The sequence below is a fragment of the Streptococcus cristatus ATCC 51100 genome (assembly GCF_011612585.1).
In the GTDB taxonomy this organism is placed as follows: domain Bacteria; phylum Bacillota; class Bacilli; order Lactobacillales; family Streptococcaceae; genus Streptococcus; species Streptococcus cristatus_H.
Map to the genome: position 1 here is coordinate 1,735,001 of NZ_CP050133.1, position 24,523 is coordinate 1,759,523.

Sequence of the window (24,523 nt, forward strand, 5' to 3'; positions counted from 1 at the left end):
TCGGTTTATTTTCTTGTTACTATTTGATATAGTTATTCAATTTTCAATGGACAAGTTTAGAATAGTCATCACTATCCTAATGGAGCCTAGCGGGATCGAACCGCTGACCTCCTGCGTGCAAAGCAGGCGCTCTCCCAGCTGAGCTAAGGCCCCACAAGACCTCTCAAAACTAAACATGACGACCAATGGCTTCCGTTTTTCCTTAGAAAGGAGGTGATCCAGCCGCACCTTCCGATACGGCTACCTTGTTACGACTTCACCCCAATCATCTATCCCACCTTAGGCGGCTGGCTCCTAAAAGGTTACCTCACCGACTTCGGGTGTTACAAACTCTCGTGGTGTGACGGGCGGTGTGTACAAGGCCCGGGAACGTATTCACCGCGGCGTGCTGATCCGCGATTACTAGCGATTCCGACTTCATGTAGGCGAGTTGCAGCCTACAATCCGAACTGAGACTGGCTTTAAGAGATTAGCTTGCCGTCACCGACTTGCGACTCGTTGTACCAGCCATTGTAGCACGTGTGTAGCCCAGGTCATAAGGGGCATGATGATTTGACGTCATCCCCACCTTCCTCCGGTTTATTACCGGCAGTCTCGCTAGAGTGCCCAACTGAATGATGGCAACTAACAATAAGGGTTGCGCTCGTTGCGGGACTTAACCCAACATCTCACGACACGAGCTGACGACAACCATGCACCACCTGTCACCGGTGTGCCGAAGCAAAATCCTATCTCTAGGACGGGCACCGGGATGTCAAGACCTGGTAAGGTTCTTCGCGTTGCTTCGAATTAAACCACATGCTCCACCGCTTGTGCGGGCCCCCGTCAATTCCTTTGAGTTTCAACCTTGCGGTCGTACTCCCCAGGCGGAGTGCTTAATGCGTTAGCTGCGGCACTGAGTCCCGGAAAGGACCCAACACCTAGCACTCATCGTTTACGGCGTGGACTACCAGGGTATCTAATCCTGTTTGCTCCCCACGCTTTCGAGCCTCAGCGTCAGTTACAGACCAGAGAGCCGCTTTCGCCACCGGTGTTCCTCCATATATCTACGCATTTCACCGCTACACATGGAATTCCACTCTCCCCTTCTGCACTCAAGTTAAACAGTTTCCAAAGCGTACTATGGTTAAGCCACAGCCTTTAACTTCAGACTTATCTAACCGCCTGCGCTCGCTTTACGCCCAATAAATCCGGACAACGCTCGGGACCTACGTATTACCGCGGCTGCTGGCACGTAGTTAGCCGTCCCTTTCTGGTAAGATACCGTCACAGTGTGAACTTTCCACTCTCACACTCGTTCTTCTCTTACAACAGAGCTTTACGATCCGAAAACCTTCTTCACTCACGCGGCGTTGCTCGGTCAGACTTCCGTCCATTGCCGAAGATTCCCTACTGCTGCCTCCCGTAGGAGTCTGGGCCGTGTCTCAGTCCCAGTGTGGCCGATCACCCTCTCAGGTCGGCTATGTATCGTCGCCTTGGTGAGCCGTTACCCCACCAACTAGCTAATACAACGCAGGTCCATCTGGTAGTGGTGCAATTGCACCTTTTAATTGACTATCATGCAATAGTCAATGTTATGCGGTATTAGCTATCGTTTCCAATAGTTATCCCCCGCTACCAGGCAGGTTACCTACGCGTTACTCACCCGTTCGCAACTCATCCAGAAGAGCAAGCTCCTCCTTCAGCGTTCTACTTGCATGTATTAGGCACGCCGCCAGCGTTCGTCCTGAGCCAGGATCAAACTCTCATTAAAAGTTTGAGTTCTCACTCATTTCTGTCACTGACAGATTTATTGTTTTTTCTTTGTTCAGTACTACAACATATGTTGTAGCGCCCTGCACATTGGTTCGTCTTGTTCAGTTTTCAAAGGTCTTTATCGCTCTCTCAAGCGACAACTATATCAGTATATCACCTATCTATCCCCTTGTCAACACTTTTTTGAAATTTTTTTATCTTTTTTTCATCTTTTCTTCCTAACACCTCTATAACTACCTATAACTCAATAAATTAAAAGGGAAAGCCAACCTCTCCCTCTTACCTCTCCCCTATCCACTATATCACCGTGCTGCTAAAGTCTATTAAATATTCCTCTAACTCTCGCAACAGTCTTTTACGCCCCTTAAACCGTTCGTCACCTAGTAAGCGGTGGTATAACTCTAGTTGTTCTTTGTCTAACTTGGAAGTGTAGGCTGCTAACGAACTTCGAAGAGCGACTAAATCATCTAAAGCTAGTTCGCGCTTGCTCAGTCTATGACTAATGGTTCCAACTTCTTCATAAGACTGACGATCGAAGCGGCGTTTTTGGCTCTCTTGCTTGCGAAGTATGTCATGAATATGATTCCGAAATTTTGTCTTGAAGTAGCGATAGAGGCGGCTTTCATCTTGACTGATATCTGGATGACTTTCTTCCAGCTGGTGATAAACCAGCATACCTTCTTGTTCCCAGTCACTACTCTCCCATAAATGTACATAATAATCCCGTGCGCAGCGCCGGACGATCCACTGCACTTTCTCATAGCGTTCCTTGAAGTTCATGTTATCTCCTTTTTCTTTGATAATATGATTCTACAAGAAAAACTCTTCCCTCAGGCCTCCTGTCCCTATCCTGTCTATTTTATACCCTAACTGGTACTTAATGTAAGAAATTTCGGCATCTCAGGGACTTTTTATGACATGTTAGAACGCAAAAACAACTGCTTCAAAAAGCAGTTGTTTTTTTGGATATTATTCTTCGTCTTCAACATCCTGATCATCGTCAGAATATTCATCATCTTCTTCATTTAACTCAACTTCTTCGCCGAGATCATCTGGAGCTATTTCATTGATTTCAGCATCGTAGGCTTCAACCTCACTCTTTTCATCATCTGGATTGTCTTCATCGTATGAAAGAGCTGGATCCTCTTCATAAGAGTCCTCATCTTCAGGATCATCATCGCTATAATCAATCGCATCTTCGTCGCCATCCATAAAGGCATTAACGCGTTTTTTCTTGCGTTTCTTAGGCTCGTCTTCCTCGTCCGTTTCTTCCAAAGCGATGATTTCTTCATCGACTTCGTCAATGGCATACCAAGAACGAAGACCCCATTTATTGTCACCAAGTGGGATGAAGCTGCCATCTACATTCAGTTCTGTATAAAATAGAGGCAGCGCTTCTCGGATTTCGCTATTTGATTTTTCCAGATAATTTTGAATTTCATTGACAAGCTCATCGAAATACATTTCATGGTCACGCCCGCGCAATTCTAAGATGGCACGTGCTACCTCAATCATCGAAAGCTCACTTTTTTCTTGTCCTGCAAATACTTCTAATTCCAAAGTTATTCTCCTTAAGATTACACAGGCATTTAGCCAGGCATTTTTTCGCTACTTTCTATTGTACGATAAATTTGTCGTCTAGTCAAAAAAATTTCACCTAGACTATCCGACTTTTCAACTCCAGTCATTCTACCATAATCGTAGCATCTATGGAGCAGCATCTTCCTCTAATTTATAAACATTGACATATTTATCCTCACAAGTCTTCGACTAATCATGATATAATAGAAAAAACTTTGTTTAATAGAAAGAAGCTTATGCCTCTCCTCCAACGTACCATCAAACTAGCTCTCGCAACATGCCTGGCCGCTGCTCTAGCTGCTTTTTTAGGTTTGAACAATGCTATATCAGCTGGTATCATTGCTATCCTCAGTGTTTCTGACACCCGCAGAAGCACGATCAAACTGGCCCGCAACCGCCTCTTGTCTACTATTTTAGCACTAGCCATCGGGAGCTTATCTTTCATCCTTCTGGGATTTAACCTTTGGAGCTTAGGGATTTATATCCTACTCTACGTTCCCTTGGCTTATCTCTTTGGCTGGGAAATAGGCATCACCCCTAGTACAGTTTTGGTTACCCATCTGCTGCTAGCCCATTCTGTTTCTTGGCCTCTTTTGGCCAATGAAATGGCTGTCTTCCTCATTGGAACTGGATTCGCTCTCCTAGCTAATCTATATATGGTTTCGAACCAACAAGATATTGATAACTATCATATTCAAGTTGAAGAACAACTAAAGAAAATTCTACTACGTTTTGAATATTTCTTGAAAGCTGGAGACGGTCGAAACGATGCAACTCTAATTAAAGAACTAGATATTATCCTTCAAGAAGCCTTAGAACTGGTCTATCTGGACCATTCCAACCATCTCTTTCATCAGACCAACTACCACATTCACTATTTTGAAATGCGGCAGGAGCAGAATCGCATTCTAGAAGACATGGCAGGAAATATCAATAATTGCCAATTGGCAGCCAGTGAGAGCTTGATTTTAGCACGTCTTTTCTCCAAGACAGCCCAACAGCTCAGTCAAGAAAATCCTGCTCACGAATTAGTTGAAGAAATCGAAACCTGCTTGGCTGTCTTTCGCGAACGCCCGCTCCCTAAGACCCGGCAAGAATTTGAAACTCGCGCTACACTTCTGCAACTTTTACGAGACTTGGAAACTTTTATTAAGATTAAAGTAGAATTTTATCAAAATTACCAAAAGGTGCAAGCAAGTTAGCTCTATGCTATTTCCAATAGATAATAAAAGGAGTTGAAAATTCTTCAACTCCTTTTTCTCATTCAGTAAAGGCGTTCGCTCATTCTTTTAAGTGATATGAATAACTTGCGACTACGACATCCTCATACCATTTCAGATAGTATTTTAATTTTAAACTCATCTGGTTATGCAGAATATTCTGCCATCTTTTTTTAGGTATAAATTGAGGTACTAGGACCGTCACTGTTCGTCCTTCTTTTTTGGCTCGCTTGGCTACCTTAATCACATACTGAACTGTCGGACTGATGATATTGCGATAGCTAGTCGTGACTGTCTCGAAGCGAATATCAGGGAAGTAGTCAGCAAATTCCTCGGCTACTTCAGCATCTTTTTCAGCAGTTTCTGCTGTTGAAACGTGCATTGCCACGACTTCATCTCCGATACTGCGAGCATAGCTCATCGCTCCTACACTGACTCGGGTAACATTCCCGACTAGGACAATTACTGTATTACCAGTGTAGCTCTGACGCTCAATGTGGTCATGCAATCTCAACTGTTTAGCAACTCTATTATAATGCTGCTTGATAGATAAGAACAGCCAAGTCAAGACGATGATAATAGGAAAGAAAGGCCAAATATCTTGAAGACGGAACAAGAGCAAGATAAGGACAATCCCATAACAAATGATCGCACCAAGGATATTCGCAATCGAATGCTTCAAGAAATTATTTCCATATTTTTTCTTCCAATGGACAACCATACCGGTCTGGGAGAGTGCAAAGGGCACGAACACACCAATCGTGTACAGGGGAATCAAGCGTTCTGTATTTCCCTTAAAGATGAACAAAAGAGCAATGGCACCAAAAGCCAGGGTGAAAATGCCATTAGAATAGCTGAGCCGATCTCCTTTTTCCATGTACATATGAGGCATGTATTTGTTCTTAGCCATATTGTAGGAAAGCATCGGAAAAGCTGAGAAGCCTGTATTGGCTGCCACTGCTAAGATCAAAGCAGTCGACAATTGGAAAACATAGAACAAGATACGACCAAGGGGAGAAGGCCCCAAAATCGCTTGCGCCATCTGAGCCAAGGTCGTTACACCTTTGACAGGCACGATGCCAATCCAATAATTCAAGAAGGTAATGCCCGCAAACATGATTCCTAGGATTAAGGCCATAATCGATAGGGTAGCTGCGGCATTATGGGCTTTGGGTTTCTTGAAAAAAGGGACCGAATTGGAAATAGCTTCCACTCCTGTCAAGGAAGCAGAGCCGCTGGTGAAAGCACGAAGCAGCAAGATCAAACTGACTCCAGTAATCGGACTACCAATGCTCGCAGTTGCATGATAGTCTAAATTTCCTATCAGGATTTGCACAAAACCAAAACCAATCAACAATAAGGTGCTGACAATAAAAAGATAGACAGGAATCATCAAGGAAGTGGCCGATTCTTTTAGTCCTCGGAGATTCATTAGCATCAACAAGAGAACTAGGAAAATAGAAATATGTAAATTGTAAGGGTGTAAGACGGGAATCGCAGAGGTAATTGCGTCCGCTCCCGAAGCGACCGAAACAGCTACTGTCAACATGTAATCTACCAGTAAGCTTCCGCCAGCAATCAAACCTGCCGTTGGAGATAGATTTTCTGTCGTCACCATATAAGCTCCTCCTCCTTGAGGATAAGCATGAATAACCTGACGATAGGAAATCGTCAAACTCGCTAATAGAATCAAGACGACAATTCCTATGGGAAGCGACCACCAAATGGCACCAACAGAAACTGAAGTCAAGACCAAAACAACCTGCTCTGGTCCATAAGCAATCGAAGACAAAGCATCACTGGAGAGCATGGCTAAAGCTTGCATCTTAGTCAGTAAATGGCCATCTTCTCCCTCTTTCCCTGATTTTAATGGGCGTCCAATAAAAAAGCCTTTTAGCTTGGAAAACATAAGTTCCTCCTTTAAAAACATGAGCCATTCTACTCCTTTTCAGAAAACATGTCAATACTTTTCTGAAAATAAATTTCAATCTCCTACTTTTCATCCAATTATATATTTAAAGTTTTAAACTCAATCTTCTATAAAATTTTCCAGTTTTTCTGTAGACAACATGCTTGTTTATATAGGAGCATCAAAAAACGAGCTTTATGTAAAACTCGTCTTTGATATATAAATTTCTTAAATCCTAGTGGTTGTTAGTAAAAGAATTCTATCTCAGAATAAATAAGATAGCAGTGCATCAGGACGAGGCCTCTATCTTCCGGATACACCAGTCAATCAGTTCTTCCAGTCGCTCAATTGCTTCGGTCATATGCAGGTAGCCCATGACTGCCTCAAAGCCAGTAGACATACGGTAGGTAACGATGTCCGTATTCTTAGCCTTGGTGTGGCTGTTGGCATTGCGACCGCGCTTGTAGATATCCTCTTCCTTCTCCGTCAGAATCCCTTCTTCCAGCATGAGAGAGATGAGATTAGCCTGAGCCTTGGCAGAAACGTACTTGGTCGCTTCCCTATGCAGCTGATTGGGCTTAGTCAGCCCCTGAAAAATCAGGTGCCGCCGGATATACATGGAGTAGACAGCATCTCCCTCAAAGGCGAGGGCAATGCCGTTAATCAGGTTGACATCAGTCACGTGTCCACCTCACTCCGTCCTTAGTATCTAAGAGCTTGATGCCCTGAGCGGCCAATTCATCCCGAATACGGTCTGCAGTCGCAAAGTCCCGATTAGCCCGCGCTGCCTGGCGTTCCTCAATCAAGCGCTCAATGTCCGCATCCAGGACTTCTTCTACAAAGACGATACCGAAAACTTCTAAGAGCTTGGCAAAGGCTTCCTTAACTTCAGCGGTGTAATTGCCAGAGTTGATCCACTTGGCTAGCTCGAAGACAACCGTGATACCGTTAGCTGCATTGAAATCTTCGTCCATAGCGGCAGTGAATTTGTCCAGAAAGGCCTGAAGCTGAGCAGAGTCTGCCTGACCAGTGAAAGGCTGCTCATAGGTATTTTTCAAATACTTGAGATTGACGGCTGCATCATGAACAGCCTTTTCTGTGAAATTAATCGGCTTGCGGTAATGCTGGGTCGCAAAGAAAAAACGCAGCACCTGACCATCAATGGTCTTGAGAGCATCGTGAACAGTGATAAAATTGCCTAGAGATTTGGACATCTTGACGTCGTCGATGTTAACAAAGCCATTGTGCATCCAGTAGTTGGCAAAAGTCTGACCAGTCTTGGCCTCTGACTGGGCAATTTCATTGGTATGATGAGGAAACTCTAGGTCTGCCCCACCACCGTGGATATCAATGGTATCACCCAAAATCTCCGTCGACATGACCGAACACTCAATATGCCAGCCCGGACGACCAGGTCCCCAAGGACTGTCCCAAGAAATCTCGCCCGGCTTAGCCGCCTTCCAGAGAGCAAAATCTACCGGATTTTCCTTACGAGCAGTCTCATCATCTGTCCGACCAGAAGCACCCAACTCCAAGTCTGCCAAGGTTTTGTTGGCTAATTTGGCATAATCACGAGACTTTTCGACGCGGAAGTAGACATCGCCCTCTGACTCATAGGCGTAGCCTTTGTCAACCAAGTCCTCAACAAAACGGATGATGTCAGCCATAAACTCCACCACCCGCGGATGACGAGTCGCAGGTTTTACACCCAGAGCTGAGACATCCTCACGAAAAGCTGCGATATACTTGTCAGCCACCTCTTGAGGCGTAATGCCTTCTTCCTTGGCGCGATTGATAATCTTATCATCTACATCTGTAAAATTGGAAATATAGTTGACCTCAAATCCCCGATACTCAAAATAGCGACGAACTGTGTCAAAAGCTACTGTTGAGCGGGCATTGCCGACATGGATATAGTTATAAACCGTCGGACCGCAGACATACATGCGAACCTTGCCCTCTTCAATGGGCACAAATTCACGTAGGCTGCGGGTCATGGTGTCGTAAATTTTAATCATGCGGTCCACTCCCTTCTCTATTTCTGACTTTTTCGGCTGAAAACCAGCTCTGCAAAAGGGCCAAATTGTCTGAGGCTATTCAGTTGGTAAAAGCGCTGCCCTTCCTCTTGGGTAAAGAGGGGAACCCCCTTTCCTAGGATAAGGGGTGCTATCTGAATAATGAGGTGATCGAAAAGATCCGCATCCAAGAGCGGTCTTACCAAGGAATTACCACCAATCACAAAGACATTTTTGCCTTTATCAATCTGGTGAACAAAGTCCACCACATCCCCAGCTACTGGCTGGTAATTGCTGACAGGCAGGTGCCTATCATGCGTAAAGACATAGTTTTCCGTAGCTTGATAAAAACTTTCTACATCTTGCAAATCTTGGATTTCCTCAAAGGTCCGCTTGCCCATGATGGTGATATCCATTTGCCTGTAAAAGTCATCATAGCCTGTATCCTCTACAGAACCAAGCTGATGCAGCCAGTCTATCCTGTGCTGGCTGTCTGCCAAGTAGCCATCCATGGTGATACAGCCGTAAAAATATACTGCCATTCTTGTAGTTACCTTTCTAGTTCCTTTGCTATTGTCAAAGCGATAGTGAAAAAAGTCATGGCATTAGCTGTCCGCTCTTCATGGCGGGCATCCCAGATTCGGTTATGATGATCCACATAGTCAGCTGTGTAGAAGAATTGATAGACCTTGGTCTTGCGAAATTGACTCCAAGCCATGATAGCTGAAGCTTCCATGTCCACCACTTGAGCTCCAGCAGCCAAGCGACGCTTGACCTTATCAGGCGTTTCTCGATAAAAGGCATCAGTCGTCCAAGTCTTGGTGCGGATATGCTCAATATCGTGCTTGTCAAAGATGGCTTCTATCTTAACCAATAGAGCTTCGTCATAGGCTACTTCGTCACCCGGTGGGGCATAATGGTAGCTAGTGCCTTCATCTCGCAAAGCAGCAGCCGGCAGGATAATCTTGTCCGCCTCAATTGAGCGATCCAAAACGCCACAGGAACCTAGAATGATGAAATTCTTGAAGCCTCTGGCCGCCAACTCCTCCAGTTGGCCAATCACTGATGGAGCTCCAATAAGCGCAGTCATGACCGCAACTTGATTTCCATCATAATTATATACATACCAAGGGAATTGACCGTTAAGATTTTTTAAATAGCCTCCTTGATAGACTTTTTCTGACTCAATCAAACGTTTCAGAATTTCGCCATTAAAGGACAGGATGATAGTTTCACAAACCTCACCCTTGTCCATCATCTGCCTATCTGTTGGCTCAATAACCCCAGCTTCATCTTCGAATTCCTCTAATAACATAACTTCACTTTCTTTAAGACTTCAGCAAATCCAGCTTCATCTTTTCTATGCGGCGCAGTTTGGTCTCATCTTTTCGGCTTCACTTATAGTGAGCCCATTGGGTTACAGTTTGCCAAATTACTCCTTAGCAAGACCCCCTAAAGTATCTTGTTAGCTGTCCAAAATTGGCCTTTCTTAGAGCTCCGACGAATGGTGGCTGGCTTCGCGGGCATGCTCCAGCTTATCCAAATAATATTCTCGCTGTTCTTCCACCTCGTGGATGGTTGGCTCATCTTTCTGACCATGAACACGCACGATCTTAGCCGGGATTCCAACTACAGTTACATCACTAGGCACATCGGCCACAACAACTGCTCCAGCTCCAACTTTGGCATTTTCACCAATTTCAACTGGGCCAATGACTTGAGCATGAGCAGAGACCAAGGCACCCCGACGCACAGTCGGATGTCGTTTCCCTGTATCCTTACCAGTTCCGCCTAAGGTCACTCCGTGATACAGGAGCGCACCCTTTTCCACGATGGCCGTTTCACCGATAACCAATCCACCACCATGGTCAATGAAAACACCTGACTCAATCTGAGCACCTGGATGAATCTCAATCTGAGTCCAAAAGCGCCAAAATTGGCTGTGCATGCGTGCCAGTAGCTTAAAGCCTCTCTTCCAGAGGAAATGAGAAAGACGGTGGGCTGCCAAGGCCTTGACACCTGGATAAGTCAGAATGACCTCCAGCGAAGTACGAGCAGCCGGATCATTTTCTTTTACAATCTCAATGGCTTCTTTCCACCAGCCCATCTTCTTCTCCTTTCATTAGGTAAAATAAGGGAGCAGGCCCTACACAAAGAAATTTGTAAGGTAATCGAGCCTGATCACTCCCTTTTCATTATTCTTCCGATTTAGTTTTAGGGGCGTCTTCATGTTTCTTATGAAAATGCCCTTTTTCCTGATGTTTATCGTGGTCTCTCTTTGGCTTGTCAGGCTTAGGCGGACGTGGCAAGAGAGCTTTCATAGACGCATCTACACGGCCTTTTTCGTCAATCTTAATGACCTTAACATCGACAAAATCACCAATTTGTACCAAGTCTTCGACATTGTTGGTTCGAGTCCAAGCCATTTCAGAGATGTGAACGAGGGCATCGGTCTTGTCAAAGAGGTTGACAAAGGCACCGAATTTCTCAATCCGAACAACCTTGGCATGGTAAACTTCGTCCACTTTTGCTTCACGGACCAAGCCAGCAATGATTTCCTTAGCACGGTTAATGGCCGCTTGGTCGCTAGAGTAGATCGATACATTTCCTTCTTCGTCAATATCAATCTTAACGCCTGTTTCAGCGATGATCTTGTCGATAGTTTCGCCACCCTTACCGATGACAATCTTAATTTTGTCCACATCAATCTTGATAGTGTCGATTTTCGGAGCAGTTGGAGCCAACTCAGGACGTGGAGCTGGAATTGTCGCTTCAATCAAGTCCAGAATTTCAAAACGGGCTTTCTTAGCTTGGGCAAGAGCCTCTGTCAAGATTTCTGCTGTAATTCCTTCAATCTTGATATCCATCTGCAGGGCTGTAATCCCTTCACGAGTACCAGCTACCTTAAAGTCCATATCACCAAAATGGTCTTCCAAACCTTGAATGTCCGTCAGAACCGTGTAGTTGCTGCCATCTGAAATCAAGCCCATGGCAATTCCGGCAACCGGTGCCTTAATCGGCACACCACCTGCCATCAGAGCCAACGTACCCGCACAGATAGAGGCTTGAGAAGAAGAACCATTTGATTCCAAGACTTCTGCTACCAGACGGATCGCGTAAGGAAACTCTTCCAAGCTAGGCAAGACTTGCTCCAAGGCACGCTCCCCAAGAGCACCGTGTCCAATTTCACGACGGCCAGGAGCACCATAACGGCCTGTTTCACCGACAGAGTATTGCGGGAAATTATAGTGGTGCATGAAGCGTTTCTTGTATTCTGGATCCAAGCCGTCCACGATTTGCGTTTCGCCCATTGGTGCCAGAGTCAGAACAGACAAGGCTTGGGTTTGCCCACGAGTAAAGAGACCAGAACCATGCACGCGCGGCAGGTAATCCACTTCTGCATCCAGCGGACGGATTTCATCAACCTTACGACCGTCAGGACGGACCTTATCTTCAGTAATCAAACGGCGCACTTCTGCATGCTCCATTTGCTCCAAGATTTCAGCCACATCACGCATGATACGGTCGGATTCTTCATGGTCCGCATATTTTTCTTCGTAGACTGCTGTGACTTGGTCTTTGACAGCCTGAGTTGCGGCTTCGCGCGCCAGCTTTTCTTCTACCTGAACAGCCTTTTGGAGGTCGCTGTTGTAGGCTGCGATAATCTCTGCCTGCAGCTCTTCATCAACATGCAGCAGTTCTACTTCTGCTTTTTCCTTGCCGACTGCTGCGACAATTTCTTCTTGGAAGGCAATCAATTCTTTGACTGCTTCATGCCCTTTGAGAAGAGCTTCCAGCATGATATCTTCAGACAGTTCCTTAGCTCCGGATTCTACCATGTTGATGGCGTCTTTGGTGCCAGCCACTGTCAGTTCCAAAAGCGAAACTTCTTTTTGTTCCTTGCTCGGGTTTATGATAAATTCACCATCCACATAGCCGACCTGAACTCCTGCGATAGGGCCGTTAAAAGGAATATCTGAAATAGAAAGAGCCAGAGAGCTACCGAACATAGCGGCCATTTGAGGCGAAGCATCTTCGTCATAAGAAAGAACAGTATTGATAACCTGAACTTCATTGCGGAAACCTTCCGCAAACATAGGACGAATCGGACGGTCAATCAAGCGGGCAGTCAGAGTGGCATCTGTTGACGGACGGCCTTCGCGCTTGTTAAAGCCACCAGGATATTTCCCAGCTGCATACATTTTTTCCTCATAGTTGACCTGCAATGGGAAAAAGTCCCCCGTAGCCATCTTTTTGGACATGGTTGCCGCGGTTAAAACGGTACTTTCTCCATATCGAACAACGGCGCTACCATTTGCCTGCTTTGCAACCTGACCGGTTTCAACTACCAGCTCACGACCTGCAAAAACGGTTTTAAAAACTTGTTTTGTCATAAAGACTCCTTGCCGAGCACATGCTCAAATTTTTTCATACGCCTTGGCTACAAAGATCAAGATATTAAGCCCGTCAAAAGCAATGTAAACATAGGAAAGCGAACGGCGGAGCGACTGCTCCTAGATAGATTTATCTTTTTTTACAAAAAGCCTAGGAGGTGTTCAGTTAGCACCGTGACTTTAATTTTATGTTCTTAGTAGCTTATTATATCCTCATCTTTGTATCAAGCACGTACAGACCCTATTTTACCACAATTTCAGCCAAAAGAAAAAGGCTTTGATAGCCTTTTTAAATGAATATCTTGAATCTACATATTTTTAGAGCTAGTTATATTTATTTTAAAAAAATTAAACCTAATCTATCGTTTCGCGACTAACCGCATAAAAACGCGTTTTTTGAGCACCGCCTGAATTATTCTTCTTATTTCACACCATATGAAGCGAGACAGACTGAAACTCCCAAAATAAAAAAGAGCCCTAATATGACTCCGGTTGCAGATTATTCAAATTTTGATTCATTCGCGTCATTGGCAGGTTTCATATTGATTTGCAAAAGATTCGTAATGTTTTCTTTATCAGTCGTAGCTTTTCCTTTACTATCTACTTTAATAGCAAGGCAATGAGTACTAGTATCAACTATTTTGCATGCTTTATTTTTATGTAAATATTTTAATTATAACTCAATAAAAAGTGAAAGGAATTTTAAAATGTTAAAAGACAATATAAAAAAGCCCGACTAGATGCAGGACTTACTCAAATTAGAAGTTACTGAAAATTAGGTGTAGCTCAAGCCCAATATGCTAGGTGAGAGAATGGAGGAAGAATCCTAAAAGATGAAACAGTAGAAAAGCTAGCTGAAATTTTTGGCACATCTTTTGAAATTTTAAAGGGGCGCGATGACGGATTGGAAGAAATTGTTAGTTTATTGAAACAATATACTCTATCTAGTAAACAAAAGGAAGAAGTCAAGTGTTTAATTGAAGAATATGTTAAAAAAATAACTATATAGGAAAAGGGAAAGGAAAAAGAGAGCCTAGGCTCTCAGTTAAATCAATGAATTCGTAATTTTTTCATAATCTGTATTTGTAGATTATATTTATACAAACTATCGTTACTTCTAGCAATTGACGGACAACCAATTTTCTGTGCAATTCCCTCTAACTTTATTATTGAATACTTAGTATAAGTCACTCTCTTATTGAGCAAAAGCAAAATATCATCGATTTCAGAAAATTGGTTAAGAATTATTCTTCCATTTACACTAGAATCAACAGTAATCAGACTAAATAGGCGTGCGGTTTGTTCCGAGGTAAAGTTATTTGAATATTTAGTTCTAAAATAATGAAATGTCTTCAATAAATCTTTTAATCTGTCTTCGGAATTAATAAACTTATAACTAAAACCAATTCCAAATTTTAACTTATGATCAGTACCTTTTTCCCCACTCGATGTTACACCATATATTAAATTTTTTATTCTATAATAAAGAATCCAAAAATCTTCATCGGTATGAGCAGAAGATTTATAATATTTAAAATATCTCGTAAGTCTATTTAATACTTTTTTGTCATACTTTTTTTTAGAAATGTCAATGTGTAACTTTTTATCAGATATATTAAAATTATATCCAAGATACTCAAAGTTTAGTGTATTAACAGAGGGTGTGTATTCATATATATCTGTTTTACTCTCATTAGCCGATAAATCAATTTGTTCCAATAAACTAAATAATAAATTTTTCTCACTATTTTTATCAATAGTCATACTTTTGGGATAACTTTTTATGATTAATATGTCATCTACATATCTAACATAAAAAATTGGAGAAAATTCTCGTCTTATAGCATCATCAAATTCTTCTAAATAAACTTCAGATAATGCATTAGAAAATGGCATTCCTAACGGAACACCAGAAATGTCACTATTAAAAATAAACTTTTTAATAATATCCATACTAGGGTCTTTTAACAAAGATGATTTAACTAATTTTTGATATAGTTTGTGTTTGTTGATGGATGGAAAGAAGTTTTTAATATCTGATTTTATGACATAAAATTTCTGAGGTGTTGCAGTTAAATTTGACTGATTACAATAAATACTCCCCTGACTTAAAAATTGAATCAATGATTTGATAATAGCGTTTCTATTTGGGAGCACTAGGCTGAATTTATTTATAATTTCGGTATTTACATCCTTTAATTCTAAACGTAAATCCTCTTTTTTTAATTTATAAACCAGTCGCTTTCCTATGTTATTTTTTGAAAAAATCGAACTAAATTTCATGAAATATCCCTAAAATCGTAGGCACAGGAAGGATAATAAAATTCCCTATGGGCAAGATTTTAATATCCTTACCTAGATAGACACCATATACAACGTGAGGTACATAATACAATGTACGGTACATGACACCTTAAGCTAAAGCTTGAAATAATCTTTTTGTGTGTATGAGAACTCAATCTTGTATTAAACTAGTATTAAAATATTTAGTGTTCTCAAGCCTACACTTTATATGGTACAATATAAGGGACAAAAAATCAAGGATAATTAAATTATGAATAAACAATATCTTAAACAGGAATGGTTTTTAACTACAGAAATTCTCCCTTCTGAGGTACCAACCTTTTTCTCAAATTCACCATTAAAAAATAATTTAGAAAATTTGATGAATCTGGTTCCAACCAATAATAAAAAGTTTAACGAAAAATTCAATGGAAAATATACAATACCACTTCACTACGAAATCCCTAAAAATAATGGTAGTTATAGGACAATTTCGTTGATGCATCCTTCTTCACAGTTAAAGTTTTTATTTTATATTATGAAATATGAATATTTACTAATTAACTTTCTTCAAAAGTCTAAATTTAATGTTCGTAAAGTTCAAAAAGCAAACACTATAACATATTCAGAAAGCAAAGCTTTAGAAAAAGAACTGTTAAAAATAGAACAAGATTTTGGCATCGAAGGAAATAATTCTATTACAAATGAAGAATTGGACCCTTTCTTTAAAAAATATTTCACCTATAATAAACATCATACATTATCTAATATTCTGAATTCCCCTAGTTTTAATAGAGATAGTTTGCGATATAGATTTTTTTCTAAACTTGATATCCAAAACTTTTTTAGAAGTATATATACACACTCAATCACATGGGCAATTGTTGGAGATAAACATCTAGGTAAGGAATATTCTCATCATTCATTGAAAAATACTTTTGCCGCTCAATCTGACATAATTCAACAAAAAAGCAATGATAACGAAACTAACGGGATTATAATCGGACCAGAAATAAATAGAATAATTGCTGACATTATTTTAACACACTGCGATTTTAATATTGAGAAAAACTTAAATCAGCAAAATATTTATTTCAATAAAAATTATAAAATTTATCGCTTCATTGATGATTATTACATCTTTTCCTCAACTTACGAAATACTAGAAATTATTGAGCAAGAAATTTCTAGGGAACTTTCTAACTTCAATTTAAAACTTAATCTTGAAAAACATCAAATTAAGGAGCAGCCTTTCTCCTTGGCTGATTCATCCATTATACAATTAAAGCAACTTTTTTATAGTTTCAATAATAGGAGAGAACTAAATCTTCTGAAATTATCACAGAATCCTAATGCTATTGAAAACATTGAAAAGTATAAACAATGTCTTAATAGAGACTCTGCGAATTATAAAATTTCAGTAGGCAAGATAATTCTTAAGGAACATACTTGGAATCATCTATATGATACAATAAGGAATATAATTAGCAATACACATAGTTCTAAAAGGCGGGTCGTTCTATACTTTTTAAAGACTATCTCTTTAGAAATTTATGAACCAATTTTTATTAATCAAGAAACGACTAACTATAATAAAAACTTTTATGAATACCTTCGAACGATAAATACTGCTCTTGATCAGATAAATAATATCTATTCAATCCATCCTGATTCTGATACAACAAAGTCATACATTTATACTTTAATGAAATTCAGAGCTTCGATTTCTAAATTAAGAACAACAATCAATAATAATGATAATAAAAACTTTATAACAAATAGTAAAAATTATTTATTAGATATCGAAAATAGGATATTTGAAAATATCTATCGTATATTGAAGAATAACTCAAATAGAATCAATAATATTTCTGATCTAATTGTATATTTGAAATTTTTTGATAAGAAGTTGAGTTCTCAGTTTTTATGTCAACTACTCGATGAAAATCCAGAAGATTACTATACACTTTGCGCTATTGGTTATTATATAATTGGATATGAAAGCAGATATAAGGTCGTCTTAAACTATTTATTTAAAACGATAATGAATTTTGTCAGAAATTACCAAACACATACGGAAAGTTTATTAGAAGATGCTAAATATTTTTATATTTTAAATGATTTTATTTACTATCCTGGATTTCAAGGACTAAAAAAAGAAGGTCAATTTATCAGAGACATTTTAGAGGATTTGAAAGATGAAGAATTAAATAAACTAGAAAGAGATAGTACCAATTATTTAATTTTTAAAGAATTAATGAATCAATCTTACTTTAACTGGAGTTTACAAGAACACGATTTTAAAAAATTACAAATTAAAAAGAAAGCTACAGACAGAAAAAGTTATTCTTTTAATGATTACTAACATGATTCCAAGATTAAAAAGCAATGTTAAAACTTTACCTAATGTTCGTATGGTGATATGAGTTGATTTTGAAAGATTATGTCTTTGGTAGCTTGTTTATCGCTAAATAGACAAAATATCTAGTTTTTCTCAAATAGTTTCAAAAAAGAATGTTGATTTATCAGCTTTCTTTTTCATTTCAAATCAATTCTCGGAAAGACATTTTGGGGGATTTTTTGCTATACTATTTCTATATATGACAAAAGGAGTAGACTATGGAACAAAAACATCGTTCTGAATTTCCGGAAAATGAACTCTGGGACCTAACAGCCCTTTACCAAGACCAAGAGGACTTCCTACGGGCCATTGAAAAGGCCAGAGAGGACATCCAGAAATTCGTCCGTGATTACCAAGGTAAGCTCAGCACTTTCGAAGATTTTGAGCGGGCATTTGCTGAGCTAGAGCAGATTTATATCCAAATCAGCCACATCGGCAACTACGGTTTTATGCCACAGACCACTGACTTTGGTGACGAGAGCTTTGCGCAGATTGCCCAAGCAGCCATGGAGTTTGAGACCGAGGCCAATGTCGCCCTCAGCTTCTTTGACGACGCCCTAGTCGGTGCAGACGAGGCTGTCTTGGAGAAACTAGGCCAAGAGCCCCATCTGACATCAGCCATCCGCCAGGCTAAAATCAAAAAAGCCCACTATCTGGGAGCGGATGTCGAAAAAGCCTTGACTAATCTAGGTGAAGTCTTTTACAGTCCACAGGATATTTACACCAAGATGCGGGCTGGCGACTTTGCCATGGCTGACTTTGAAGTAGACGGCAAAGTTTACAAAAACAGCTTTGTTACCTATGAGAATTTCTATCAAAACCATGAAAATGCAGAAATCCGCGAAAAAGCTTTCCGCTCTTTCTCAGAAGGGCTTCGTCAGCATCAGAACACTGCCGCTGCTACCTATCTGGCTCAGGTTAAGTCTGAAAAATTGCTGGCTGACATGAAGGGCTATGAGTCTGTCTTTGACTACTTGCTAGCTGAGCAAGAAGTTGATCGCTCTATGTTTGACCGGCAGATTGACTTGATTATGAGCGAATTTGCCCCAGTAGCTCAGAAATACCTCAAGCATGTCGCTAAGGTAAACGGACTTGAAAAAATGACCTTTGCTGACTGGAAGCTGGACTTGGACAGCGAGCTCAATCCCGAAGTCAGTATTGATGATGCCTACGACCTGGTTATGAAGTCAGTCGAGCCACTCGGACAAGAGTATTGTCAAGAAGTTGCCCGGTATAAGGAAGAACGTTGGGTCGACTTTGCGGCCAATGCCGGGAAAGACTCTGGAGGCTATGCTGCTGATCCTTATCGGGTCCACCCTTATGTCCTCATGAGCTGGACTGGCCGCATGAGCGATGTCTATACTCTGATTCACGAGATCGGCCACTCTGGTCAGTTTATCTTCTCTGACAATCACCAAAGCTACTTCAACGCCCACATGTCCACCTACTATGTGGAAGCACCATCTACCTTTAATGAGCTCCTGCTCAGTGATTATCTGGAGCGCCAATTTGATAACCCGCGCCAGAAACGCTTTGCCCTGGCTCACCGTCTGACGGATACCTACTTCCACAACTTCATTACTCACTTGCTTGAAGCTGCCTTCCAACGCAAGGTCTATACTTTGATTGAAGAAGGCGGAACCTTCGGTGCGAGCAAACTCAACGCTATCATGAAAGAAGTTTTGACAGAATTCTGGGGCGATGCTGTTGAGATTGACGATGATGCTGCCTTGACCTGGATGCGTCAAGCCCACTACTACATGGGACTTTACAGCTATACTTACTCAGCTGGTCTGGTCATCTCTACCGCCGGCTACCTACACCTAAAAAATGACGAAAATGGTGCCCGTGACTGGATTGAACTGCTCAAATCTGGTGGCAGCAAGACCCCTCTTGAGTCAGCTATGATTATCGGAGCAGATATTTCGACAGACAAACCCCTTCGTGACACGATTCAGTTCTTGTCCGACACAGTTGATCAGATTATTGCTTACAGTGAGGAGTTGGGGGAGTAAAAAAACAAGACTGAGACATTTTTATCTCAGTCTTATTTTTACATGATTCAATTAAATCTGTTCCTAAAATGAAATTTGAAGCCAAATTTTTAAAAAAGTTTGAAGAAATATAGATAAACCAAAATATAGATTGTAAAACAGACGCTAAATATAAGCCACCTTATCCAGAACTGTGACTTGCTATAATTTTTAGCACGTAGGAGGCCAATAAAGAACCAGATAAGCCCCCAAAAAAACATTCCCAACAGTTGAGGGGCATAATATGAAATCAAAACCAAGCAAAAAAGGACAAAGCTTAATACAGCCATGATGCTTTTTTCCGTTATTTGCGACCTAGGAATCATCCAGCCCACAAAGAAACAGAAAATTGGCACCGCAATAAACGGAGTAAAAACCATCAAAATAAAGCCAAACTGCGATAATGACTCAAGCATAAACAGCGACCTTTCTATACCTTGTAATTTACCTTCTTCCTATTATAACCTAAAAACTATATTTTCCAACAAAAAAACTGGGAGATAGACCATTTACTCTATTTTTCCTGTAATAAACAAAGGATATTCCAGCCAAAATATATGTTCAGAGCACTTTTCTTGAATCCACCTGTTTGTTTTGATAGACTAATACATAGATTTTTTAAAAAGGAGATAGAAAATGAAAAAATTTGTCGCTGAATTAATCGGTACTTTCATGCTTGTGTTCATCGGAACAGGAGCCGTTGTTTTTGGAAATGGTGTTAAAGGTCTTGGACACCTTGGAATTGCTCTTGCCTTTGGCTTGGCAATCGTGGTAGCAGCTTTCTCAATCGGAACTGTTTCAGGCGCTCACCTGAACCCAGCTGTTTCAATCGCTATGTTTGTAAACAAACGCTTGTCATCAAAAGACCTTGTCAACTATATCCTTGGACAAGTGGTTGGAGCTTTCCTTGCGTCTGGTGCGGTCTTCTTCCTCTTGGCAAACTCAGGCATGTCAACTGCTAGTCTTGGTGAAAATGCCTTGGCAAACGGTGTAACTGTCTTTGGTGGTTTCCTGTTTGAAGTCATCGCAACTTTCTTGTTTGTTTTGGTGATCATGACCGTGACTTCAGAAAGCAAGGGAAATGGTGCGATTGCTGGTTTAGTGATTGGTTTGTCATTGACAGCTATGATCCTTGTGGGATTGAACATCACTGGACTGTCAGTAAACCCAGCTCGTAGCTTGGCGCCAGCTGTCTTGGTAGGTGGTGCTGCTCTTAAACAAGTATGGATTTTCATCCTTGCCCCAATCGTAGGTGGTGTTCTTGCAGCTCTTGTTGCTAAAAACTGCCTTGGAACAGAAGAATAAGAAACAAAAAGAGCCCTGGCCTCAATTTGAGGAACAGGGCTTTTTCTATGAAATCAAAAGAACACTCCCTTTTGAATGGGAGTGTTCGTGATTAACTCAATTCCGCAACAATCGCCTTGATTTGTTCCGCAGTGTGAACACCAGCGACTTGCTTGACCACTTGACCGTCTTTTTTGAAGAGAAGGGTTGGGATAGACATGATTCCAAAGGCACGAGCTGTGTTTGGATTTTCATCAACATCCATTTTGACGATTTTCAAGACATCTTCTGAAAGCTCTTCAGACAATTTATCCAAGATTGGACCTTGCATACGACATGGACCACACCAAGTTGCCCAGAAATCTACCAAGACCAAACCGTCTTTTGTTTCTTGTTCAAATGTTGCATCTGTAATTGCTTTTGACATTGTATTTCTCCTTTTTACTTATATTGGCTCAAATCCTGTTTCATCAGGAAAAAGTACACATCTCCATAAGTCCCATGGTAGTCCAAATCATGGCCATTATAAACTAACTTTTTAACTGGATGATAATCCGCCACCCCGATCAGGCAGGCTTGCTGGGATAGTTCAAACTCCTCATAAGACTCGAAAGTTATCTTCCGTTCTGACTTAGCTGCATCTAGATAAGTAATTTCAATCATAAGCTCTCCTTTTTGATTCCATTCGTAATTTATGATTTAATTGTAACTAAATATGTTACATTTGTCAAATCAAACGCATCCGCCACTGCTAGATCGCCTCTAAATTCTGATTAATCATCTTCTCCTTTTTGTTTGACTTGATTCTAGCACAATCTAAAGAAGAAATCTTTGGCAAAACAAGCACAAAGGCTACGTTTGTTTTTATTTTTATGTTAAAATAAAAGGTATGGACAAAATTATTAAAACTATCTCAGAAAACGGTTCTTTCCGCGCTTATGTGCTGGATAGCACAGAGACGGTTCGGACCGCTCAAGAAAAACATCAAACTCAAGCAAGCTCTACCGTGGCACTCGGCCGCACACTGATTGCCAGTCAAATTTTGGCGGCTAATGAAAAGGGCCAGACCAAGATCACCGTCAAGGTTCTTGGTACTAGCTCGCTAGGCGCAATCATCACCGTGGCGGATACCGAAGGCAATGTCAAGGGCTATGTGCAAAATCCCGGTGTCGATATTAAAAAGACAGCCACTGGCGAAGTTCTGGTCGGCCCTTTTGTCGGCTCTGGTCAATTTTTGGTTATCACGGACTACGGCACTGGCAATCCCTACAATTCTATGACGCCACTCATCTCTGGTGAAATCGGCGAAGACCTAGCCTTCTATCTGACTGAGAGCCAGCAGACTCCTTCTGCCGTTGGCCTCAATGTTCTCTTAGATGAGCATGATAAAGTCAAGGTTGCTGGCGGTTTCTTGGTACAGGCTCTGCCTGGTGCCAAGGAAGCTGATATTGCTCGCTTCGAGAAGCGGATCCAAGAAATGCCTGCTATCTCAAAACTGCTAGAATCCGATGACCATATCGAAGCACTGCTGGCTGCCATCTATGGTGATGAACCCTACAAACGCCTGTCTGAAGAAGAAATCCGCTTCCAATGTGATTGCAGTAAAGAGCGCTTCATGAATGCCTTGGCTACCCTGCCAAAGGCTGACTTAGAAGAGATGCGTGACCAAGACCACGGGGCTGAAATCATCTGCCAATTCTGCCAGACAGCCTATCACTTTGACCAAAACGACCTGGAGGAACTGATTCGTGACAAATCTTAATACCCCTTTTATGATTGGAAATGTTGAAATTCCCAACCGTACGGTTCTGGCGCCCATGGCCGGTGTAACCAACTCTGCTTTCCGGACCATTGCCAAAGAGCTGGGAGCAGGCCTGGTCGTGATGGAAATGGTCTCTGACAAGGGCATCCAATACAACAACGAAAAAACCCTTCACATGCTTCACATCGATGAAGGCGAAAACCCTGTCTCTATCCAGCTTTTCGGTAGTGACGAAGACAGCCTGGCCCGCGCAGCAGAATTTATCCAAGAAAACACCAAGACGGATATCGTCGATATCAATATGGGCTGCCCGGTCAATAAAATTGTCAAAAACGAAGCTGGCGCTATGTGGCTCAAGGATCCTGAGAAAATCTATAAAATCATCAACAAGGTTCAGTCCGTTTTGGATATCCCTCTGACAGTCAAGATGCGGACAGGTTGGTCCGACAGCTCACTGGCTGTAGAAAATGCTCTAGCAGCTGAAGCCGCTGGCGTTTCAGCCTTGGCCATGCACGGTCGCACCCGTGAACAAATGTACACAGGTCACGCAGACCTTGAGACCTTGCACGACGTAGCCCAAGCCCTGACAAAGATTCCTTTCATCGCCAACGGTGATATCCGCAGCGTACAAGAAGCCAAACAACGTATCGAAGAAGTCGGCGCTGACGCTGTTATGATTGGACGAGCTGCCATGGGAAATCCCTACCTCTTCAACCAAATCAATCACTATTTTGAAACAGGCGAAATCCTGCCAGACTTGACCTTTGAAGACAAGATGAAGATTGCTTATGAACACCTCAAACGCTTGATTAACCTCAAAGGAGAAAACGTAGCCGTTCGTGAATTCCGCGGACTCGCTCCTCACTACCTTCGTGGGACATCTGGTGCAGCTAAACTTCGCGGAGCCATTTCACAGGCCAGCACATTGGCAGAGATCGAGGAACTCTTGCAACTCCAACATTAAAGAAATAAAAAAGGATGCATCTAAAAAGATACATCCTTTTTTTGCAAATTTCTTTTTTCTTATTTGATCAATTGAACACTAGCTACTTTACCATCAGCGCCAGTGGTGATTTGGATGCCCAATTTAGGAGCAGATGGCTCAGCAGAACCCAGCTGAGCTGTATAGCGACCATCATCCAAAGTATAGGCATATGAAGCAACATGGTAAGTATTGACAGTTCCATTCGCTGACTTGACGCTAAATTGTCCGCCTGCTGAAACAGTCACTGTACTACCTCCTGCATCTGCCCAACTACCAGCCGCTGCAGAGAAATCTCCATCCACCATATTCAAAACGCCTTTATAGCGAGCATTTGTTTCTGCCTGCTTGTTTTGAAGCTGACGATCAGTAGCTGGATTTTGAGCTGGTTGACTCGGTTGGGCTGGCTGAGTTGCTTGATTTGGTTTAGTTGGTTGAGTCGGCGTAGTTTGTTGACTAGGAGCTTGTTGAGATTGGCTTGGTTGAGCCTGTGTATTTTGTTGAGCTTGAACTTGCTGATCCACCCCTTGTTGTGTTTGGTTTTGTGAAGGTTGAACGGATTCCACAGCTTTCTGTACTTGTTCCGCTTGCCCTACTGTTTTATTTGAAGAAGCATTGCTGCTGGCTTTTGGAGCGCTGCTAGTTTTGCTAGATGAAGCAACTTTAGAGCTAGAAGAAGTTTGTACTGTCTTGCTAGAACTTGCACTAGGCTTGGTTTCTTCTTTGTGACCACAAGCCCCTAAAAGTAAGCTAGAAGCTAGAACAGTAGCAGCCATCAATTTTGTATAAGTCTTAGTTTTCATTTTTCTTCTCCTTCGTAACATTCGGAAATCTTTTTGTAATATTATTGTAACACTCGTAACAAAATATGTCAACTAGCTAAATGGAATTTTTCAAAAAATTT

20 protein-coding genes, 1 tRNA gene and 1 rRNA gene are annotated in these 24,523 nt (G+C 41.6%); 6 read left to right on the forward strand and 16 right to left on the reverse strand.

Going from position 1 to position 24,523, the window contains the following annotated elements:
• Positions 1-80: 80 nt before the first annotated feature.
• The 4 genes from HBA50_RS08655 to rpoE all read right to left on the reverse strand — a co-directional run bounded on the left by HBA50_RS08655 (position 81) and on the right by rpoE (position 3,315).
• A tRNA-Ala gene (locus HBA50_RS08655) sits at positions 81-153 on the reverse strand.
• Between the two features lie 53 nt (positions 154-206).
• Positions 207-1,753, reverse strand: a 16S ribosomal RNA gene (locus HBA50_RS08660).
• A gap of 299 nt (positions 1,754-2,052) precedes the next feature.
• Positions 2,053-2,535 carry a sigma-70 RNA polymerase sigma factor region 4 domain-containing protein gene (locus tag HBA50_RS08665; protein ID WP_045497765.1) on the reverse strand — a complete coding sequence of 161 codons (483 nt, stop codon included), beginning with the start codon at positions 2,533-2,535 and terminating at the stop codon, positions 2,053-2,055.
• Positions 2,536-2,724: 189 nt separating this feature from the next.
• Positions 2,725-3,315, reverse strand: coding sequence for a DNA-directed RNA polymerase subunit delta (gene rpoE / locus HBA50_RS08670; protein WP_015604416.1), 591 nt, complete (start codon positions 3,313-3,315; stop codon positions 2,725-2,727).
• A gap of 257 nt (positions 3,316-3,572) precedes the next feature.
• Here rpoE and HBA50_RS08675 point away from each other — a divergent pair, with 257 nt between their 5' ends.
• Positions 3,573-4,538, forward strand: coding sequence for an aromatic acid exporter family protein (locus HBA50_RS08675; RefSeq protein ID WP_045497768.1), 966 nt, complete (start codon positions 3,573-3,575; stop codon positions 4,536-4,538).
• Between the two features lie 79 nt (positions 4,539-4,617).
• Here the strand turns inward: HBA50_RS08675 and HBA50_RS08680 are convergent, their stop codons facing one another.
• The 8 genes from HBA50_RS08680 to HBA50_RS08715 form a co-directional block, all read right to left on the reverse strand.
• Entirely contained in the window at positions 4,618-6,465 is a 1,848-nt protein-coding gene (locus HBA50_RS08680) for an APC family permease (protein WP_045497771.1), read from the reverse strand.
• A 289-nt stretch (positions 6,466-6,754) separates the two neighbouring features.
• Complete coding sequence (locus HBA50_RS08685) at positions 6,755-7,147, reverse strand: Mini-ribonuclease 3 (RefSeq protein WP_045497774.1); 393 nt, start codon at positions 7,145-7,147, stop codon at positions 6,755-6,757.
• The gene (gene cysS, locus HBA50_RS08690; RefSeq protein ID WP_045497777.1) at positions 7,140-8,483 is read right to left on the reverse strand and encodes a cysteine--tRNA ligase; all 1,344 of its coding nucleotides are present in this window, start codon (positions 8,481-8,483) and stop codon (positions 7,140-7,142) included. The genes HBA50_RS08685 and cysS overlap by 8 nt, the downstream gene beginning before the upstream one ends.
• A 17-nt stretch (positions 8,484-8,500) precedes the next feature.
• The gene (locus HBA50_RS08695; RefSeq protein ID WP_045497780.1) at positions 8,501-9,022 is read right to left on the reverse strand and encodes a dihydrofolate reductase family protein; all 522 of its coding nucleotides are present in this window, start codon (positions 9,020-9,022) and stop codon (positions 8,501-8,503) included.
• A gap of 8 nt (positions 9,023-9,030) precedes the next feature.
• Complete coding sequence (locus HBA50_RS08700) at positions 9,031-9,795, reverse strand: nucleoside phosphorylase (RefSeq protein ID WP_045497783.1); 765 nt, start codon at positions 9,793-9,795, stop codon at positions 9,031-9,033.
• A gap of 174 nt (positions 9,796-9,969) precedes the next feature.
• Positions 9,970-10,587: a serine O-acetyltransferase gene (gene cysE, locus HBA50_RS08705; RefSeq protein ID WP_005591130.1), complete on the reverse strand. Its 618-nt coding sequence runs from the start codon at positions 10,585-10,587 to the stop codon at positions 9,970-9,972.
• Positions 10,588-10,675: 88 nt separating this feature from the next.
• Positions 10,676-12,874 (reverse strand): polyribonucleotide nucleotidyltransferase, encoded by a 2,199-nt coding sequence (pnp, locus tag HBA50_RS08710; protein WP_045497789.1) that lies wholly within the window; start codon positions 12,872-12,874, stop codon positions 10,676-10,678.
• A gap of 1,050 nt (positions 12,875-13,924) precedes the next feature.
• Positions 13,925-15,157, reverse strand: a complete 1,233-nt coding sequence (locus HBA50_RS08715) for an RNA-directed DNA polymerase (RefSeq protein WP_052687621.1) — start codon at positions 15,155-15,157, stop codon at positions 13,925-13,927.
• A 271-nt stretch (positions 15,158-15,428) separates the two neighbouring features.
• On the opposite strand from HBA50_RS08715, the gene HBA50_RS08720 reads away from it, so the two are divergent.
• Entirely contained in the window at positions 15,429-17,522 is a 2,094-nt protein-coding gene (locus HBA50_RS08720) for an RNA-directed DNA polymerase (RefSeq protein WP_045497792.1), read from the forward strand.
• A 254-nt stretch (positions 17,523-17,776) separates the two neighbouring features.
• Complete coding sequence (gene pepF, locus HBA50_RS08725; RefSeq protein ID WP_045497795.1) at positions 17,777-19,573, forward strand: oligoendopeptidase F; 1,797 nt, start codon at positions 17,777-17,779, stop codon at positions 19,571-19,573.
• Between the two features lie 89 nt (positions 19,574-19,662).
• Here the strand turns inward: pepF and HBA50_RS10445 are convergent, their stop codons facing one another.
• Positions 19,663-20,007, reverse strand: a complete 345-nt coding sequence (locus tag HBA50_RS10445; RefSeq protein WP_045497799.1) for a hypothetical protein — start codon at positions 20,005-20,007, stop codon at positions 19,663-19,665.
• A 220-nt stretch (positions 20,008-20,227) separates the two neighbouring features.
• Between HBA50_RS10445 and HBA50_RS08730 the strand changes: the two genes are divergently transcribed.
• Positions 20,228-20,896, forward strand: coding sequence for an MIP/aquaporin family protein (locus HBA50_RS08730; RefSeq protein WP_045497802.1), 669 nt, complete (start codon positions 20,228-20,230; stop codon positions 20,894-20,896).
• 91 nt (positions 20,897-20,987) lie between these two features.
• Here the strand turns inward: HBA50_RS08730 and trxA are convergent, their stop codons facing one another.
• Both trxA and HBA50_RS08740 read right to left on the reverse strand, forming a co-directional pair.
• Entirely contained in the window at positions 20,988-21,302 is a 315-nt protein-coding gene (trxA, locus tag HBA50_RS08735; protein WP_045497805.1) for a thioredoxin, read from the reverse strand.
• Positions 21,303-21,316: 14 nt separating this feature from the next.
• Entirely contained in the window at positions 21,317-21,538 is a 222-nt protein-coding gene (locus HBA50_RS08740; protein WP_045497807.1) for a DUF4649 family protein, read from the reverse strand.
• Between the two features lie 226 nt (positions 21,539-21,764).
• Here HBA50_RS08740 and hslO point away from each other — a divergent pair, with 226 nt between their 5' ends.
• Positions 21,765-22,637 carry an Hsp33 family molecular chaperone HslO gene (gene hslO, locus HBA50_RS08745; RefSeq protein WP_045497810.1) on the forward strand — a complete coding sequence of 291 codons (873 nt, stop codon included), beginning with the start codon at positions 21,765-21,767 and terminating at the stop codon, positions 22,635-22,637.
• On the forward strand, positions 22,624-23,601 hold the full coding sequence (gene dusB, locus HBA50_RS08750) for a tRNA dihydrouridine synthase DusB (RefSeq protein WP_045497813.1): 978 nt from the start codon (positions 22,624-22,626) through the stop codon (positions 23,599-23,601). The genes hslO and dusB overlap by 14 nt, the downstream gene beginning before the upstream one ends.
• Before the next feature lie 59 nt (positions 23,602-23,660).
• Here the strand turns inward: dusB and HBA50_RS08755 are convergent, their stop codons facing one another.
• Positions 23,661-24,422 carry a hypothetical protein gene (locus HBA50_RS08755; RefSeq protein WP_045497816.1) on the reverse strand — a complete coding sequence of 254 codons (762 nt, stop codon included), beginning with the start codon at positions 24,420-24,422 and terminating at the stop codon, positions 23,661-23,663.
• Positions 24,423-24,523 lie beyond the last annotated feature (101 nt).